The organism is Exiguobacterium sp. EA-TM-5 (assembly GCF_053878415.1).
Genome location: NZ_CM132670.1, coordinates 1,054,426 through 1,068,144 on the forward strand (window position 1 = coordinate 1,054,426; position 13,719 = coordinate 1,068,144).

The 13,719-nt window shown below is 43.8% G+C and carries 13 protein-coding genes; 10 read left to right on the top strand and 3 right to left on the bottom strand.

What is annotated here, in order from left to right:
- Positions 1-171 precede the first annotated feature (171 nt).
- Both ACV3PA_RS05420 and ACV3PA_RS05425 read left to right on the top strand, forming a co-directional pair.
- Positions 172-1,110 carry a VOC family protein gene (locus ACV3PA_RS05420; RefSeq protein WP_456125800.1) on the top strand — a complete coding sequence of 313 codons (939 nt, stop codon included), beginning with the start codon at positions 172-174 and terminating at the stop codon, positions 1,108-1,110.
- Positions 1,107-1,703 (top strand): alpha/beta hydrolase, encoded by a 597-nt coding sequence (locus ACV3PA_RS05425; protein WP_053454238.1) that lies wholly within the window; start codon positions 1,107-1,109, stop codon positions 1,701-1,703. Before ACV3PA_RS05420 ends, ACV3PA_RS05425 begins: the two co-directional genes overlap by 4 nt.
- A gap of 59 nt (positions 1,704-1,762) precedes the next feature.
- On the opposite strand, the gene ACV3PA_RS05430 is transcribed toward ACV3PA_RS05425, so the two are convergent.
- Positions 1,763-2,230, bottom strand: a complete 468-nt coding sequence (locus ACV3PA_RS05430; RefSeq protein ID WP_053454237.1) for a hypothetical protein — start codon at positions 2,228-2,230, stop codon at positions 1,763-1,765.
- Positions 2,231-2,571: 341 nt separating this feature from the next.
- Positions 2,572-3,312 carry an SGNH/GDSL hydrolase family protein gene (locus ACV3PA_RS05435; protein WP_053454236.1) on the bottom strand — a complete coding sequence of 247 codons (741 nt, stop codon included), beginning with the start codon at positions 3,310-3,312 and terminating at the stop codon, positions 2,572-2,574.
- Positions 3,313-3,354: 42 nt separating this feature from the next.
- Between ACV3PA_RS05435 and ACV3PA_RS05440 the strand changes: the two genes are divergently transcribed.
- The 3 genes from ACV3PA_RS05440 to pgmB all read left to right on the top strand — a co-directional run bounded on the left by ACV3PA_RS05440 (position 3,355) and on the right by pgmB (position 5,652).
- Positions 3,355-4,416, top strand: a complete 1,062-nt coding sequence (locus ACV3PA_RS05440) for an acyltransferase family protein (protein WP_053454235.1) — start codon at positions 3,355-3,357, stop codon at positions 4,414-4,416.
- 57 nt (positions 4,417-4,473) lie between these two features.
- Complete coding sequence (locus tag ACV3PA_RS05445) at positions 4,474-4,806, top strand: Asp23/Gls24 family envelope stress response protein (protein WP_235504910.1); 333 nt, start codon at positions 4,474-4,476, stop codon at positions 4,804-4,806.
- A 183-nt stretch (positions 4,807-4,989) separates the two neighbouring features.
- Entirely contained in the window at positions 4,990-5,652 is a 663-nt protein-coding gene (pgmB, locus tag ACV3PA_RS05450) for a beta-phosphoglucomutase (RefSeq protein ID WP_053454233.1), read from the top strand.
- 152 nt (positions 5,653-5,804) lie between these two features.
- On the opposite strand, the gene ACV3PA_RS05455 is transcribed toward pgmB, so the two are convergent.
- A complete protein-coding gene (locus ACV3PA_RS05455) occupies positions 5,805-7,331 on the bottom strand; it encodes an N-acetylmuramoyl-L-alanine amidase family protein (RefSeq protein WP_456125801.1) in 1,527 nt (508 codons plus the stop codon).
- Positions 7,332-7,632: 301 nt separating this feature from the next.
- On the opposite strand from ACV3PA_RS05455, the gene ACV3PA_RS05460 reads away from it, so the two are divergent.
- From ACV3PA_RS05460 to ACV3PA_RS05480, 5 genes are all read left to right on the top strand, one after another.
- Positions 7,633-8,034, top strand: a complete 402-nt coding sequence (locus ACV3PA_RS05460) for a Rok-like winged helix domain-containing protein (protein WP_023469307.1) — start codon at positions 7,633-7,635, stop codon at positions 8,032-8,034.
- A gap of 212 nt (positions 8,035-8,246) precedes the next feature.
- Positions 8,247-10,622: an accessory Sec system translocase SecA2 gene (gene secA2 / locus ACV3PA_RS05465; RefSeq protein ID WP_456125802.1), complete on the top strand. Its 2,376-nt coding sequence runs from the start codon at positions 8,247-8,249 to the stop codon at positions 10,620-10,622.
- Complete coding sequence (locus tag ACV3PA_RS05470) at positions 10,615-11,424, top strand: SLAP domain-containing protein (RefSeq protein ID WP_456125803.1); 810 nt, start codon at positions 10,615-10,617, stop codon at positions 11,422-11,424. Before secA2 ends, ACV3PA_RS05470 begins: the two co-directional genes overlap by 8 nt.
- An 85-nt stretch (positions 11,425-11,509) precedes the next feature.
- A complete protein-coding gene (locus ACV3PA_RS05475; protein WP_053454229.1) occupies positions 11,510-12,553 on the top strand; it encodes a glycosyltransferase family 4 protein in 1,044 nt (347 codons plus the stop codon).
- Between the two features lie 54 nt (positions 12,554-12,607).
- Positions 12,608-13,714, top strand: a complete 1,107-nt coding sequence (locus ACV3PA_RS05480) for a DUF418 domain-containing protein (protein WP_456125804.1) — start codon at positions 12,608-12,610, stop codon at positions 13,712-13,714.
- Positions 13,715-13,719 lie beyond the last annotated feature (5 nt).

A 13,719-nucleotide genomic window follows, 5' to 3' on the forward strand; every position in this document is an offset into this window, starting at 1 on the left:
CCTTTAAAGACGTCTGTTGCACGACAAGTGTAACATTGTTACCTAGTATCCTACGCTCTAAATTGGGTAAAGGTTCCAGAAAAGAACGATGAAAGGCTTATTGGTTTACTTTTTGTACATTAGTTACTATTATTGTGTTAACAAGACGATCTTAAAGGAGGAACGCGTCAGATGAAAACACAAGGCATCCATCACATCTCTGCGATGGTCGGAGATCCACAAGAAAATCTCGATTTTTACGGAACGATTCTCGGGCTACGATTCGTCAAAAAAACAGTCAACTTCGATGATCCAGGAACGTACCACTTCTACTTCGGAAACGAGTCGGGAGCGCCAGGAACAATCATTACCTTCTTTCCGTTTGAAGGTATGCCGAAAGGACAAGTCGGTGCCGGGCAAGTCGGAACGACGGCTTATGCGATTCCAATCGGTGCAGCGGATTTCTGGAAAGCGCGACTCGTAGAAAAAAATGTCTCGTTTGAAGAAACGGTTCGGTTCGAAGAGCAACAAATTGCCTTTGAAGATCCACACGGTCTTCAGATTGAACTCGTCGAACGCGAGGCGGGACCAAATAGTCGTTATGAAATCGATGGCATCACGCGAGACGTCGCAATCAAAGGATTTGCGGGAGCGACGTTACTGTCACGAGATCCGGTGGATACAGCGAAGTTACTGACAGACACATTCGGACTGACGCTTAGCAAACGGACGGAAACCGTCGATCGTTACATCGCAGAGGGTGAGTTCGGAAATGTCGTCGACGTCGTCCACGATCATATTCCAGCTGGGCGTCCGGGGACCGGGACTGTTCACCACATCGCGTGGCGGGCGACCGATCAACGCGAGCAACTGGACTGGATGAAAGAGATTAACGCATTTGGTTTGATGACGACCGAAGTAAAGGATCGTAATTATTTCACTTCGATTTATTTCCATGATCGCGGACGAATTCTCCATGAGATCGCGACCGACAATCCAGGATTCGCGATCGATGAAAACTTCGAGACGCTCGGAGAAGACTTGAAGCTACCGGAACAATTCGAAGACCATCGCACAGCGATCACGAATCATGTAACACCTATTACTGTACCGAAGGGGAGACTCGTATGATTCATTTATATCAAGCACCAAAAACAGCAGACGCACCAATTTTTTTATTATTACACGGAACAGGAGGGACGGAACAAGATCTTGTTGGACTTGTCTCTTTGTTAAACCCAGAAGCAGGTTACTTGTCCGTTCGCGGGGAAGTCTCGGAAAACGGAATGCCACGTTTCTTCAAACGACTCGCTGAAGGTGTCTTCGATGAAGAAGACCTCGCTTTACGAACAGCACGATTGATTCAATTTTTACGCGAGCAAGCAACAGAACGTGATTTTGCCATCGATCGTCTGATCCCGGTCGGCTATTCGAACGGAGCAAATATTGCGGCGAATATGATGTTTGAAGAAGCGCTCTTTAAACAAGCAATTCTACTTCATCCGATGGTACCGCGTCGCGGAGTGGCGTTACCTAACTTATCGAACGTTCGTGTCTTCATCGGTGCTGGCAGCAATGATCCGATTTGTCCGGCTCAGGAAACGGAAGAGTTGTCAGCACTCTTGACGGAGGCCGGTGCATCAGTCGACGTCACGTGGTCGAATTATGGTCATCAACTCGTCATGCCAACGATTGAAGCAGCAACGGGTTGGTTAAAACACTAAAAAAGGGCTGTCCCATCTGCTTCTCTTATAGAAGGCGATGGGGCAGTCCTCTTTTCGTTTCAAGCAGGGTGATCACTTTTTGGGCGAGAATAGACAATCAGCACACCGCGCTCGACAAGTTGGAGGGCGAGCGTTTGTTTCACTTCTTCCGATGCTTTCGTCTGGGCAAGTTGTCGATAGAGCAGACGAAGTTCACGACGCATCGTCTTGCGAATCAACCACATGCTATCAATCGTCGTACACCAACCCGTAACGGTCTCGTGTCCGATGTAATACTGGGTCTGACGTTCAAGATAATGAATCCACCACTCGTCACGTGCCATTTTCAGTACGACACCTGTAAGCCCAAGTACAAGGATGGCGAGGGGAATGCTTTCATATAAAGGAAGACGTCCAAGAACGGTGCCAACATCCGTGACGAGAGCAAGCATTACCCATCCTATGCATCCTATGACAAGCCAATATCCAAAGTTAAGCGTACTTCGATGTCGTAATGTTACTTTCGGCGTAATCAATGAAGTGGCCATCAGAAACACCTCCTTGTTAAATAATCGAATTTTCTGACAATTTGTAGTTGTCCTTCTACTATAGTTAACTTTTCCCGAATCGTCTAGTCATTAGACACGGAAAATGTGTTTCTTTCTTGACGAAATTCGTGTACGCTAAATGTAGAAGTGAGCGGTTACATAAAAGGGGGATATCACGTCATGATGGATCAAGTTGTCTGGATTGCTGTCGGAATCGTTGCCGTTGCTGTTTTTTCAGCATCGAGCGTCGCAGCGTATATGGGTGTTAAAAACCAAGAAGATTAATCAAGAAAAAAAGTGGCTTACTCTAACGATGAGAGTGAGCCACTTTTTAATATGGATTATTTTGTCGCAGTCAGATTGGACTTCGTTGCATATGGCTTTAACGCATCGTTCCAGCGAAGATACCCACCACCGACAAGATGAAGACCATCATACGTCAGTCGATTTTGAAGATACCCTTGTTTGTTTGTCAAAACAGGTCTTAAATCGACGAACGGTACATCAATTGACTGAGCAAGATTTTGTAAATTTCGATTCAATGCTTCGACATCTCGGTTGATTCGGACGGAATCCGAATATTTCGGTGCCACAGGAACGGTTGACTGAATGACGACATCGATGTTATTTTTTCGAAGTGTCGTCACGATCGTCGTCATGTTCTCCGTAATCTGAGGAATTGGAGTGAAGTGACGGATATCATTGATGCCACCCATCAAGAAAACACGCTTTGGTTTCATCTCAATGATGAGGTCGAGACGTGTCAAAAATCCTTCGGTCGTATCACCTGGAATACCGAAGTTAACGATTGTAGGATCTTTCATCAAAATCCGCCAATCTGCAAAATTCGTCATCGAGTCACCTAACATGACAGCGTTTGCCGATTTTGGGTATTGATAAGTATGGAATAGACTATTCAAACGGACATAGTTCGGATTCTTATCGTATTGGAAGGTCGTGATTGGAGTCGTACTCGTTGCAGGTAAGACGCTTTCGAACATTTCGAGCGGTTTACGTCCCAGTAACAATGCAAGGAGAACGACGTTTACGACGACAGATAGAATCAGGAGTGTCTTTTTCATAAACATTCGTTCCTTTCGAGGGAGTATAAGGGGTAGTGTAACATGAATCGGAATCCGTGGTTTGATAATATTAAAGGTTTTCTTGTCATTTTCGTCGTCATTGGTCACATGCTGACGGATTTACGGTTTGATTATGATGGAAAATTACTCGAAACGGTCTATCTATTGATTTATTCGTTTCATATGCCATTATTCATTATTTTAAGCGGTTATTTCTTCCGCGAAAACAAGTATTTACGTGTCATCCAGCTCTTTGCGGTATATTGTGTCTGGCAAATCTTAATCGGATCTTGGGCGACGTTGGGAGAAGGAAATCCGATTTTCTCAGGAGAAAATATTGGAACACATTTATTACGTCCCTACTGGGCACTTTGGTATTTGTTCGTCATGGTCGTTTGGTATATCGTGACACCTTACGTCGTTCATTTACGCGGCTACGTCTGGTTCGGTCTCGCGTTTGCTCTGCTGTATGGTTTTGAGCTTGAGAATACAGGGTTCTTAGCACTTCGTAAGTTGATTATGTTCTATCCGTACTTCTTACTCGGTAACTATTTATCAGAACACGAATTCATCCGGATCTTTGAAATGCCGAAAAACTTTAAGCGACGTATGAACGTCCGCCTAATCGGCGGTATCACTTTCGCAGCCGTCATGGGCTTCTTATTATTTGAAGCGTGGCGCGATACACCGCAGGAAATCGTCGACTTCGCGAATGCGTTTAAGCATCGTTTCCCATATGTCGAACAATACGATAGTGATGCCTGGTTAGGTGTCATCAAACACAGCGTCATCTATTTCTTATCGATTGCGGCTTCTCTTGGGTTCATGATGTTGATTCCGATGCGCCGCTTACCGCTCATCACGCGCGCTGGAGAACTCAGCCTCTACGTCTATTTGCTCCACGTCTTCTTTGTCATGGCGTGGCGCCAGTATGTGACGGATGCGTTCGTACCGCAACCGTGGCTAGCGTTGCTAATCATGATCGGTGTTGCCTTGTTGATCGTCGGTATCATCATACACCCGCTCGTCGTCCGTGTCCTCCGTCCTTTGATTGAGATTGATATTCGTCCAATCGTTGAGAAGCGGGAAGACCTTTCAAAATAAGACGGAATGCTTTACACTTTAAGGTAGATGGATTACAAGACGAAGGGCGTGGAAGGAATGTCATATAATTTAAATAACGCAGACGGTGTTGTGAACGTCTCGCAACAAGTCATCGAGGTCATCGCAGGCGTAGCCGTTCAAGAAACGGAAGGGATCGCCTTCACAGCAGACGATTCAAAACTGCAAGAGAAACAGATGGTTAAACTCGTGAAGGTCGAAGATGTCGGCGGCGAGATTACAGTCAGTTTGTCTGTTCATATCAAGTACGGGATGTCGATCATCAAGACGGCGGGGAAAGTGCAGGAGCGGATTGCACAAGACATGGAGAACATGTTAGCGTTCCAGCCGAAAGCAATCAACGTCCGAGTGATTGGTCTCTTAAAAGGATAACAGTACGAAAAACACTTTGCTGAAATCGCAAGGTGTTTTTCTTTTTAAGTAAAACATTTGATAACGCTTGCAAAGAGATGAGAGAATTAGTAAAATTATTCGTGAGGCAAGTGCAATCGTTTGCACAACGTGTCATTCGATTTCTTGCCTTTCATGGACGATGTATGAAAGGATGGATGTCGGATGGCACCAACGATCGAAGCGGTCATTTTTGATTTAGACGGCGTAATCACGGATACAGCAGAGTATCACTACTTAGCGTGGAAACAATTAGGAGAGGATCTAAATATCCCGTTCGACCGGGAATTTAATGAGACATTAAAAGGTGTTAGCCGAATGGATTCACTCGAGCGTATCCTTGCGCTCGGTGGAAAACAGGATGCTTTTTCGGAGGATGAGAAGCTAGCGCTCGCTGCGAAGAAGAACGAACACTACGTCACATTGATCCAGCATATCTCTGAACAGGATCTTCTTCCTGGAATCACTGCATTCCTCGATGAAATCCGAAGCGCTGGGCTGAAAATCGGGATGGCGTCCGCTTCTAAAAATGCGCTGATGGTCGTCGAGGCATTAAAGGTTCGACATTATTTTGATGACATCGTAGATGCTGCAACCGTTGCACAATCGAAACCACACCCTGAAGTGTTTCTCCGTGCTGCGGAAGCACTCGACGTCGAGCCGAGTCGTTGCATCGGTGTAGAAGATGCGACAGCGGGCATCACTGCCATCCATGCTGCCGGTATGTATGCCGTCGGCGTAGGACCGGAATCGGCGCTCCATGAGGCAGACTATCGTGTCGATTCGACAGATTTGCTTTCCCTTGAGCAAATACTCGCTAGTCGCTAACTGAGATTGATTCATTCCCTGATGACTGAATCTCGATCAACCTCTCTTTTCTTTTCTTTTATGTGTAAGAAAAAGAAGTGATTTCCCTGAATCTCTTCTTTTTCAAAAAAATAACGCTCAGCCGCATCATACGGCTGAGCGTTATTTTTTGGTTAAAGGGAAGAAAGAATCGCGTTTGCTACTGCATCCGCATATCGTTGCTGATAAGAAGGAGAAACGAGTTTCGCCCGGTCATTGGCGTTAGATAGGAATCCAAGTTCCGTTAACGTAGCGGGTGCATTCGTACCACGAAGGACAGCAAGGTTACCGAATTTAATACCACGGTCACGTAATCCAATCGAGTTAACGAGATTGTTTTGAAGATTTCGTGATAAAGCAACAGATGCGTTGCCTCTGTAATAGAAGTTTTCAGCGCCATAAGCACTTGTTGAAGACGCAGCATTAATATGAATACTGACGAAGATGTTTGTCTTATGGGCATTTGAGATGACGCTACGATCCGTTAAAGAAGGGTAGTAATCATTCGTGTAACGTGTCAACTTCACGTCGACTGTTTTGGAAAGTCGTTCGGCTACGAGTTTAGCTACTGACATGACGATATCACGTTCATAAATACCGTATCGTGCGGCACCGACATCATGACCACCATGACCTGGGTCTAAGACGACGAGTGGACGAGAAGACATAGAAGGCTGGAAGAGCGAGAGATACGTCGCTTCGACATATCCATAACGTCCATCAGATGTTTTGACAGCGACGAATCCTTTTGTCTTATGTAAAGCATTCGTTACCGTGACAACTGAACCACGTGGCAGTGTACCGATAGAAGGACTGATTGAACTTGCACCAGACCGTAATGTCAAGGAATCATTAAAAGGAACGAGAACATACATCGTCGTACCTGAATAATCAGCTGCAGATCCGACAGGTGGTAAAGAAGCGGAAGAAGATGTCGTTTTCTTTAAGTAACTTCCTGAGACATATCCTTTTTTACTACCGTAAGACACTTGGTACCAGTTATCTTTTCGGTACGAAGAGGTAACGATCTTTCCTTTAGGAATCGTTAACAGTTTAGCTGAGGTAGCAGAATTCGATGTGCGTAAATTCAATGCATCCAACGTAATGTAGTTCGTTTTCGCAAATGTCGTACCGACAGAACTTGTTGAGACGGCCGCTTTCTTTTTCAAGTAAGAGCCAGCAACATAGCCTGTTTTAGATTTGTAAGAAACTTTGTACCAGCTTCCCTTTTTGTATGAAGAGGAAAGTGTTGTTCCTTTAGGAATCGTCAATAATTTAGTCGAAGTAGCAGAATCAGATTTGCGTAAGCTCAACGAATCCGATGTTGTATAGTTCGTTTTGGTAAATGATGTACCAACAGTACTAGCCTTGACGGCCGCTTTCTTTTTCAAGTAGCTTCCTGAGACGTAACCTGTTTTAGAACTGTAAGAGACTTTGTACCAGTTTCCTGTTTTATACGAAGAAACAACTGACTTCCCTTTAGGAATCGTCAACAATTTCTTAGAGGAAGTAGTAGCAGAGGAGCGAAGGTTCAATGCATCTGTTGTTTGATAAGTAGCTTTCGCGATAGAAGCAGCAGATGCCTCGGGTGTTGGGGCGGCTACCGTGAAAAGTACGGCCGAAGCAATACTTGCGATGATGACGGAAGTTTTAGTAGGCATAGTGTGCTCTCCTTTTAAATTTAGTATTGTAAAACAGGATATAAAAATGACAAAATGAAGAAAGATTTAAAATTATATATTAAAAACAATAATTTTATGTTCTAGGTTAGCTCCTTTCTGTTAAGATAAAAATGGAAATCAGCAACACATAAAAAATTGCCAATATTACAAAAAAATTAAAATAACATAGAAATCATATAACAAAAAGGTAAATAAATGGTAATATTATTTCAAAAAACATACAATTGAAACATAATTGAAATATTATTGTGTCATCAATACAAGAAAGAAGGTAAATATTATGGATCCGAACGAACATATTTACAGAGAGCTGATGGAAATCGAAGAAGAATATCGCCGTCTTCAACGAAGAGCAGAGTACTTAGTAGCTGAGTTAAGTCGAACGAATCAGGATCATGCACAGGAAGTTTCTGTTGCGCTAGAACGTCCACTTAAACAACGAAGAGTGAATCAGCGGTACCCACTAGAAGTTTACGTACACCAAATCAGTGATTTGATGCGCGAACGCGAATCAATGTCTGCACGAGATATTCAGATGGAACTCGAACTTCGTTATCGTCATCAAATCAGTAACATTTATCAACTCATGGCAAAAGTCGAACAGGCAAATCCGGCGATTCAAAAAGTGGGTCGTGGAATCTATACATATGATTCATCGGCAGAAGTTCCGATTTTTATGTAGTTTTTTCAAAAAACGTCGTTTCTTTTTTAAAGAAAGGCGTTTTTTTTGTTGAATGAATTCCAAAATAAAGATTTATTTTTAAAATAAGTAAATGATTTTCTTAAAAATGGGTTTTATCTCTTCTGTTCCATTTTTTAACTGATATAATGTATGCGTAGATGAAAAAATTGTCGGACCTGACGTCACGTGGACGTGGGGAGAGGAGAAAAACAGTGCTTCAACTCGTAAAAAATACATTCAACGAACAGTCTAAGCGACTGAAGAACTATATGAAAATCGTAAAAGAAATCAATACGTTAGAAAGTCGCTATCAAGCGATGACGGATGATGAATTAAAAAGTCAAACGATCCACCTGAAAGAACGCATCGAAGCTGGTGAGACGATTGATCAACTGAAGACGGAAGCATTTGCTCTTGTCCGAGAGGCAAGTGTTCGTACATTAGGGATGCGGCATTATGATGTTCAATTGATCGGCGGTCTTGCTTTACTAGACGGTCATATCGCGGAAATGGCGACGGGTGAAGGAAAAACGTTAGTTGCGTCACTGCCGAGTTTTACAAAAGCATTAAGCGGTAGAGGGGTTCACGTCATCACCGTCAACGACTACTTGGCTCGACGAGATGTGGATCAGATCGGAGAAATCCATCGTTTTCTTGGTCTGACAGTCGGACTAAACGTTCCCGATCTTTCGCCTGACGAAAAACGTGCTGCCTATGGCGCAGATATCACGTATGGAGTTGGTACAGAATTTGGGTTCGACTACTTGCGCGATCATCTCGTCAATCGGAAAGAAGACCGTGTGCAACGAAAACATCATTTTGCCATCATCGATGAAGTCGATAGTATTTTAATCGACGAAGCGAAAACACCACTCATCATGGCAGGAAAGGGTTCGGTGCATGAAGGGCTACAAACCGTCGCGAAGCTGATCGTATCAAAATTCCCTACAGACGCATACGAATTCGATGAAGAAATCAAAGCGGTCTCGCTGACGGATAAAGGGATTGCAATCATCGAAGAGAACTTTGCGATCGATAATCTCTTCGCAGCTGAGCATCAGGTGCTTTATCATTACATGGTTCAAGCATTGCGTGCCCATATCGTCATGAAACGAGACGTTGATTACATCGTAAAAGATGGAAAAATCGAGCTAGTTGATTTATTTACAGGACGTATCATGGAAGGACGAAGTTTGTCGGATGGGCTCCATCAAGCCATCGAAGCAAAAGAAGGCATCGCCATCACGGAAGAAAATAAAACGACGGCTCAAGTCACGATCCAACATTATTTCCGGATGTACGAACTCGTTTCGGGTATGACAGGTACTGCTCAAACTTCAAGACAAGAGCTTCTAAAAACTTACGGAATGGATGTCGTACAAGTCCCGACCAATCGTCCAAAACTCCGAGAAGATTCTTCTGACATCATTTATGCGACAAAAGAGGAAAAATATGAGGCTGTGGCACGTGCGACAAAAGAAGCTCATGCAAGACAGCAACCCGTATTGATCGGAACGACGTCCATTGAACAGTCATTTGCTGTAGCTGAAGCTTTAGATACGCATCAGTTATCGTATCAAATCCTGAATGCAAAGACGGTCGATCAAGAGACAGATATCATCCGGGATGCAGGTCGACATGGACGCATCACGATTGCGACGAACATGGCAGGTCGTGGAACAGATATTACATTGGATGAGATTGCGAAAGAAGCAGGTGGATTATTCGTCATCGGTACAGAACGTCATGAGTCCGTTCGGATCGATAACCAGCTAAGAGGACGTTCAGGACGTCAAGGAGATCCGGGTAAAAGTCAGTTCATCGTATCACTCGAAGATGACCTTGTTCGACGCTTTGCAAAGGATCGACTCGAGAAAGTCTTGAAAAAAGTAAAGACTAGTCAGCATGAACCCGTTACGTTAAAAGAAGCGCAAGCGTTATTGAGTTACGCTCAAGAAACATGCGAGGGGACGGGTTACTCGATTCGAGAGGAACTTGTTAAGCTAGATGACGTCCTTCATCAGCACCGCCTCGTCATTTATGCAATCCGTAACCAAGTGCTAGATGCAGAGGACATTCAAGATATGGTGTTACCGATGGTCGAGCGGACGGTCGAACGTATCGTAGATCGTTACCTTTCTGCAGAACTTGTACCTGAAGAATGGCCAAAGGAAGAGTTCCAATTTGCGATGAATGAATTATTACACGACGAAGTGCCGCTTCCGGAGGAGTTAGAACAACCGGAAGAGGTCAAAGCATATTATGTCAACATTGTCTCCGCTCGTCGTGAACAATTGATGGAAGAACTAAAGAATCCTGCGATAGACGAGTTGATCCGAGATCAGCTACTAGCGTCCATTGAAGAACACTGGACGGAACATTTGACGACGATGAATACGTTAAAAGAAGGCATTCATCTTCGGAGTTACGGTCAGGAACAGCCGGTTCGGATGTATGAAAAAGAAGGCTTTGAAATCTTCAACTACACGATTGCTGAAATCGAGTATCCTGTCGCCTATGTATTACAACGACTGTCTGAATATATCATGCTAGATGAAGAAATCGAGGAGATGGAGTTAGATGTTTAATCGGAGAAAACAAATCATTTTAGAAGCAGAGGCACCAGAAAACACAGGGTTGTACAAGCCGCGATTGATCTTTACGGAAGATATGTTGATCGAGAAGGAAGATGAATACCTTTTCCGTTATCATGCCAATCAATTGCCGGACTTGGAGTTAAATCAATTATCCGTCGAAGCACTTCAAGTCGACCTATCATCTTCGCCGATTTCTATCGTCGCCTTATTTCGGAACACATTAGAAAACAGTTTTCATATAGACGGTCTTCCTTTACTCGTGTTGGACGAAGCCAATCGTCTGATTGGCAGAAAAGTCCTGACGACGGAAGATATTCCGGAGTTCGTACCGATGAGTAGTATGCCATGTTGGCTAGATTTTTCCGAGGAAGAATTGTTCTTAACAGAAGAAGAAAGCTTTCCGGAAAACATTCGCCTCTTATTTAGTTTAGAAGAGACGCATGACCTCGAGGTTTCAACAGACTTCCTTGATACGGAAGCGCGACGTGTACGTCAGATGTTCTATTCCACCCCGACGTTGAAGAATGAGGAAGTCAATGTCATGAATGTCTGGAACGATAAAACAGAAAATAAGATGACAGGATTGTTTTTGATTCGCAATGGATACGACCAGACGATTCAACTCGGAACGCTACCGTTACAACTCACAAACGGAGAGCAAGTCTTGCAGACGTTACAGGTAGCGTTAACGTCTCCTATTGAAGCTAAAACGACACGTGCAATCAAAGTCGTCCTAGACGCGACGGAGTGGCAAGACCAAGAAGTTCTACAATTCCGAGTCGCACAAGCGTAAGTCAATGCTTTTTGTTTACAGAATGGGAACGAACGATTTTTGGAAGAAGAATGTGGTATAATTCGCGCAGGAGCGTGATGTTATTATGTTATGGACGGCGTCCATTGTCTGTTTCATCGCTGCATTGCTGATTACCCCCGTTGTCAAACGTTTTGCCATTGCAGTGGGCGCGGTGGATAGTCCGGATGCACGAAAAGTACATGTTCGAATCATGCCACGTTTAGGTGGACTTGCGATATACATCTCATTCATGATCGGATACTTTATCTTACAACCATCGAGTCCATATGCGACTCATATATTAGTCGGTAGTTTCGTGATCATCATGACCGGTATGTTGGATGATCGTTTTCAACTGAATGCTAGGCTGAAGTTAATGGGACAAATCGTAGCGGCAGTCATCGTTTTAAATGGTGGGATTCGAATCGAATTCATCAATTTGCCGTTTGATCAACAGCTGTATCTCGGCTGGTGGAGTGTTCCATTGACCTTCTTGTGGGTCATCGGTATCACGAATGCCGTCAATTTGATTGATGGTTTAGACGGACTAGCTGCTGGCGTATCGAGTATCGTCTTGTTGACGCTAATTAGTTTGGCTGTGATTCAAGGGAACGTCTACGTGACGATCGTTGCGATTCTCTTGCTGATGAGTACGCTCGGTTTCTTGTTTCATAATTTTTATCCGGCAAAGATTTTCATGGGAGACACGGGTTCGCTATATCTTGGATATATGTTGGCCGTACTTTCCCTGCTTGGATTCAAAAATGTAACTTTATTCTCACTTGCTGTACCGGTCATTTTGCTCGGGATCCCAATTTCAGATACGCTGTTCGCTATTTTGCGTCGTATGTTACAAGGGAGACCACCGTTCGCACCCGATAAAGAGCATTTGCATCATCGTCTACTTGATTTAGGATTTACGATGAGACAAGCCGTTTTAGTCATCTACGGACTTTGTGGTGTGTTCGGAATGACGGCGATCCTTTTTTCACAAACGAACTCTCTCGGTGCGTTCATTTCACTCGTCATTCTATTGATCGTACTTGATATTTTAGTCGAATCGTTAGGATTGCTAGGGGATAAATATCGACCGATTCTCAAACTATTAGAACGTCTTACAACTAAATGATTTAAAAAGATCGCTCATCTCAATGTGCGGTCTTTTTTTAAGGGAGATGAGAAAATGCAAGAAATCAATAAGAATGAACGCATTCAGTACTTGGATGTGTTGAGGGGATTTGCTTTGTGTGGCATTTTATTTGTCAACATGCCGAGTTTTCTTGGCGATCGACCGAATGCAATGATGGGGAATGTCGATCAAGCGATTCGTTTAGTGTTTGATCTGTTCATCCAGACGAAATTCTATACGCTGTTTAGTGTCTTGTTTGGAGCGGGTTTTTATCTGTTCATCCAGCGTTTGCAGCAAAAAGGATTACCAAAGACGATTTTTGCGCGACGGCTTGGGATTCTCCTTGTCATTGGACTAGTACACTTATGCATTTGGCAGGGTGACATTTTACATACGTACGCGTTCACTGGTTTTATCTTGTTATTATTCGTAAAAGCAAAACCGATTACGAAATTGTTGTTTGCGGTAGCATTTCAAATCTATGCTGTTCTGCTCTACTTACTTATTTTTTTGGGGGCTCGTCAATTCGGTGATGCGCCCGTCGTCGAGCTAGATAAGACACTCCAGTCTTTCGTAACGTCGCGCGATATTCTCGGATTTTTGTCTCATCACGTGACGGTTCAATTACCGGAAGCCCTTATGAATTCAGGTGTCATTTGGCCAGAGATTCTATCGTTGTTTTTGATTGGAGCTTATTTAATGGAACGCTTTAGTGCAGCACCCCCAACGAATCGTTTCCTATGGTGGACGCTTGGAATCAGTTTAGTGCTGACACTTCCATCGTTCGCAGGAATCATTCAAGCGCATGCTGACGTACCAGACGGATCGATCAATCTATTTTACGTCTGGCTTTCCGGACGCACACTTGCGATCACCTATGCGTGTGCCGTCGCGTTACTCGTTCGTGCTGGGCGTATGCAATGGTTTGCTGGACTCGGACGGATGGCATTGACGAATTATTTGATGCATACGCTCGTCTTTACTGTGTTCATCTTCTTCAGTGGACAACATGGAACGACGCCGTTATGGCAAGGACTGTTACTTGTATTCCTGCTTTTGATTACACAAGGGGTTACTTCGAACAGATATCTCCAGCATCATCCACAAGGTCCCATGGAGAAATTGTGGCGAAAAGGAACATATGGTAATAAAAAACGTTGAAGTTC

What these genes read in the sequence shown, in the direction of transcription:
- ACV3PA_RS05440 (WP_053454235.1), top strand. Translation starts at nt 3,355, where the DNA reads ATGAATCGGAATCCGTGGTTTGATAATATTAAAGGTTTTCTTGTCATT.
- ACV3PA_RS05430 (WP_053454237.1), bottom strand. Translation starts at nt 2,230, where the DNA reads ATGGCCACTTCATTGATTACGCCGAAAGTAACATTACGACATCGAAGT.
- ACV3PA_RS05425 (WP_053454238.1), top strand. Translation starts at nt 1,107, where the DNA reads ATGATTCATTTATATCAAGCACCAAAAACAGCAGACGCACCAATTTTT.
- ACV3PA_RS05470 (WP_456125803.1), top strand. Translation starts at nt 10,615, where the DNA reads ATGTTTAATCGGAGAAAACAAATCATTTTAGAAGCAGAGGCACCAGAA.
- ACV3PA_RS05480 (WP_456125804.1), top strand. Translation starts at nt 12,608, where the DNA reads ATGCAAGAAATCAATAAGAATGAACGCATTCAGTACTTGGATGTGTTG.
- ACV3PA_RS05460 (WP_023469307.1), top strand. Translation starts at nt 7,633, where the DNA reads ATGGATCCGAACGAACATATTTACAGAGAGCTGATGGAAATCGAAGAA.
- ACV3PA_RS05445 (WP_235504910.1), top strand. Translation starts at nt 4,474, where the DNA reads ATGTCATATAATTTAAATAACGCAGACGGTGTTGTGAACGTCTCGCAA.
- ACV3PA_RS05475 (WP_053454229.1), top strand. Translation starts at nt 11,510, where the DNA reads ATGTTATGGACGGCGTCCATTGTCTGTTTCATCGCTGCATTGCTGATT.
- ACV3PA_RS05420 (WP_456125800.1), top strand. Translation starts at nt 172, where the DNA reads ATGAAAACACAAGGCATCCATCACATCTCTGCGATGGTCGGAGATCCA.
- ACV3PA_RS05435 (WP_053454236.1), bottom strand. Translation starts at nt 3,312, where the DNA reads ATGAAAAAGACACTCCTGATTCTATCTGTCGTCGTAAACGTCGTTCTC.
- pgmB (WP_053454233.1), top strand. Translation starts at nt 4,990, where the DNA reads ATGGCACCAACGATCGAAGCGGTCATTTTTGATTTAGACGGCGTAATC.
- ACV3PA_RS05455 (WP_456125801.1), bottom strand. Translation starts at nt 7,331, where the DNA reads ATGCCTACTAAAACTTCCGTCATCATCGCAAGTATTGCTTCGGCCGTA.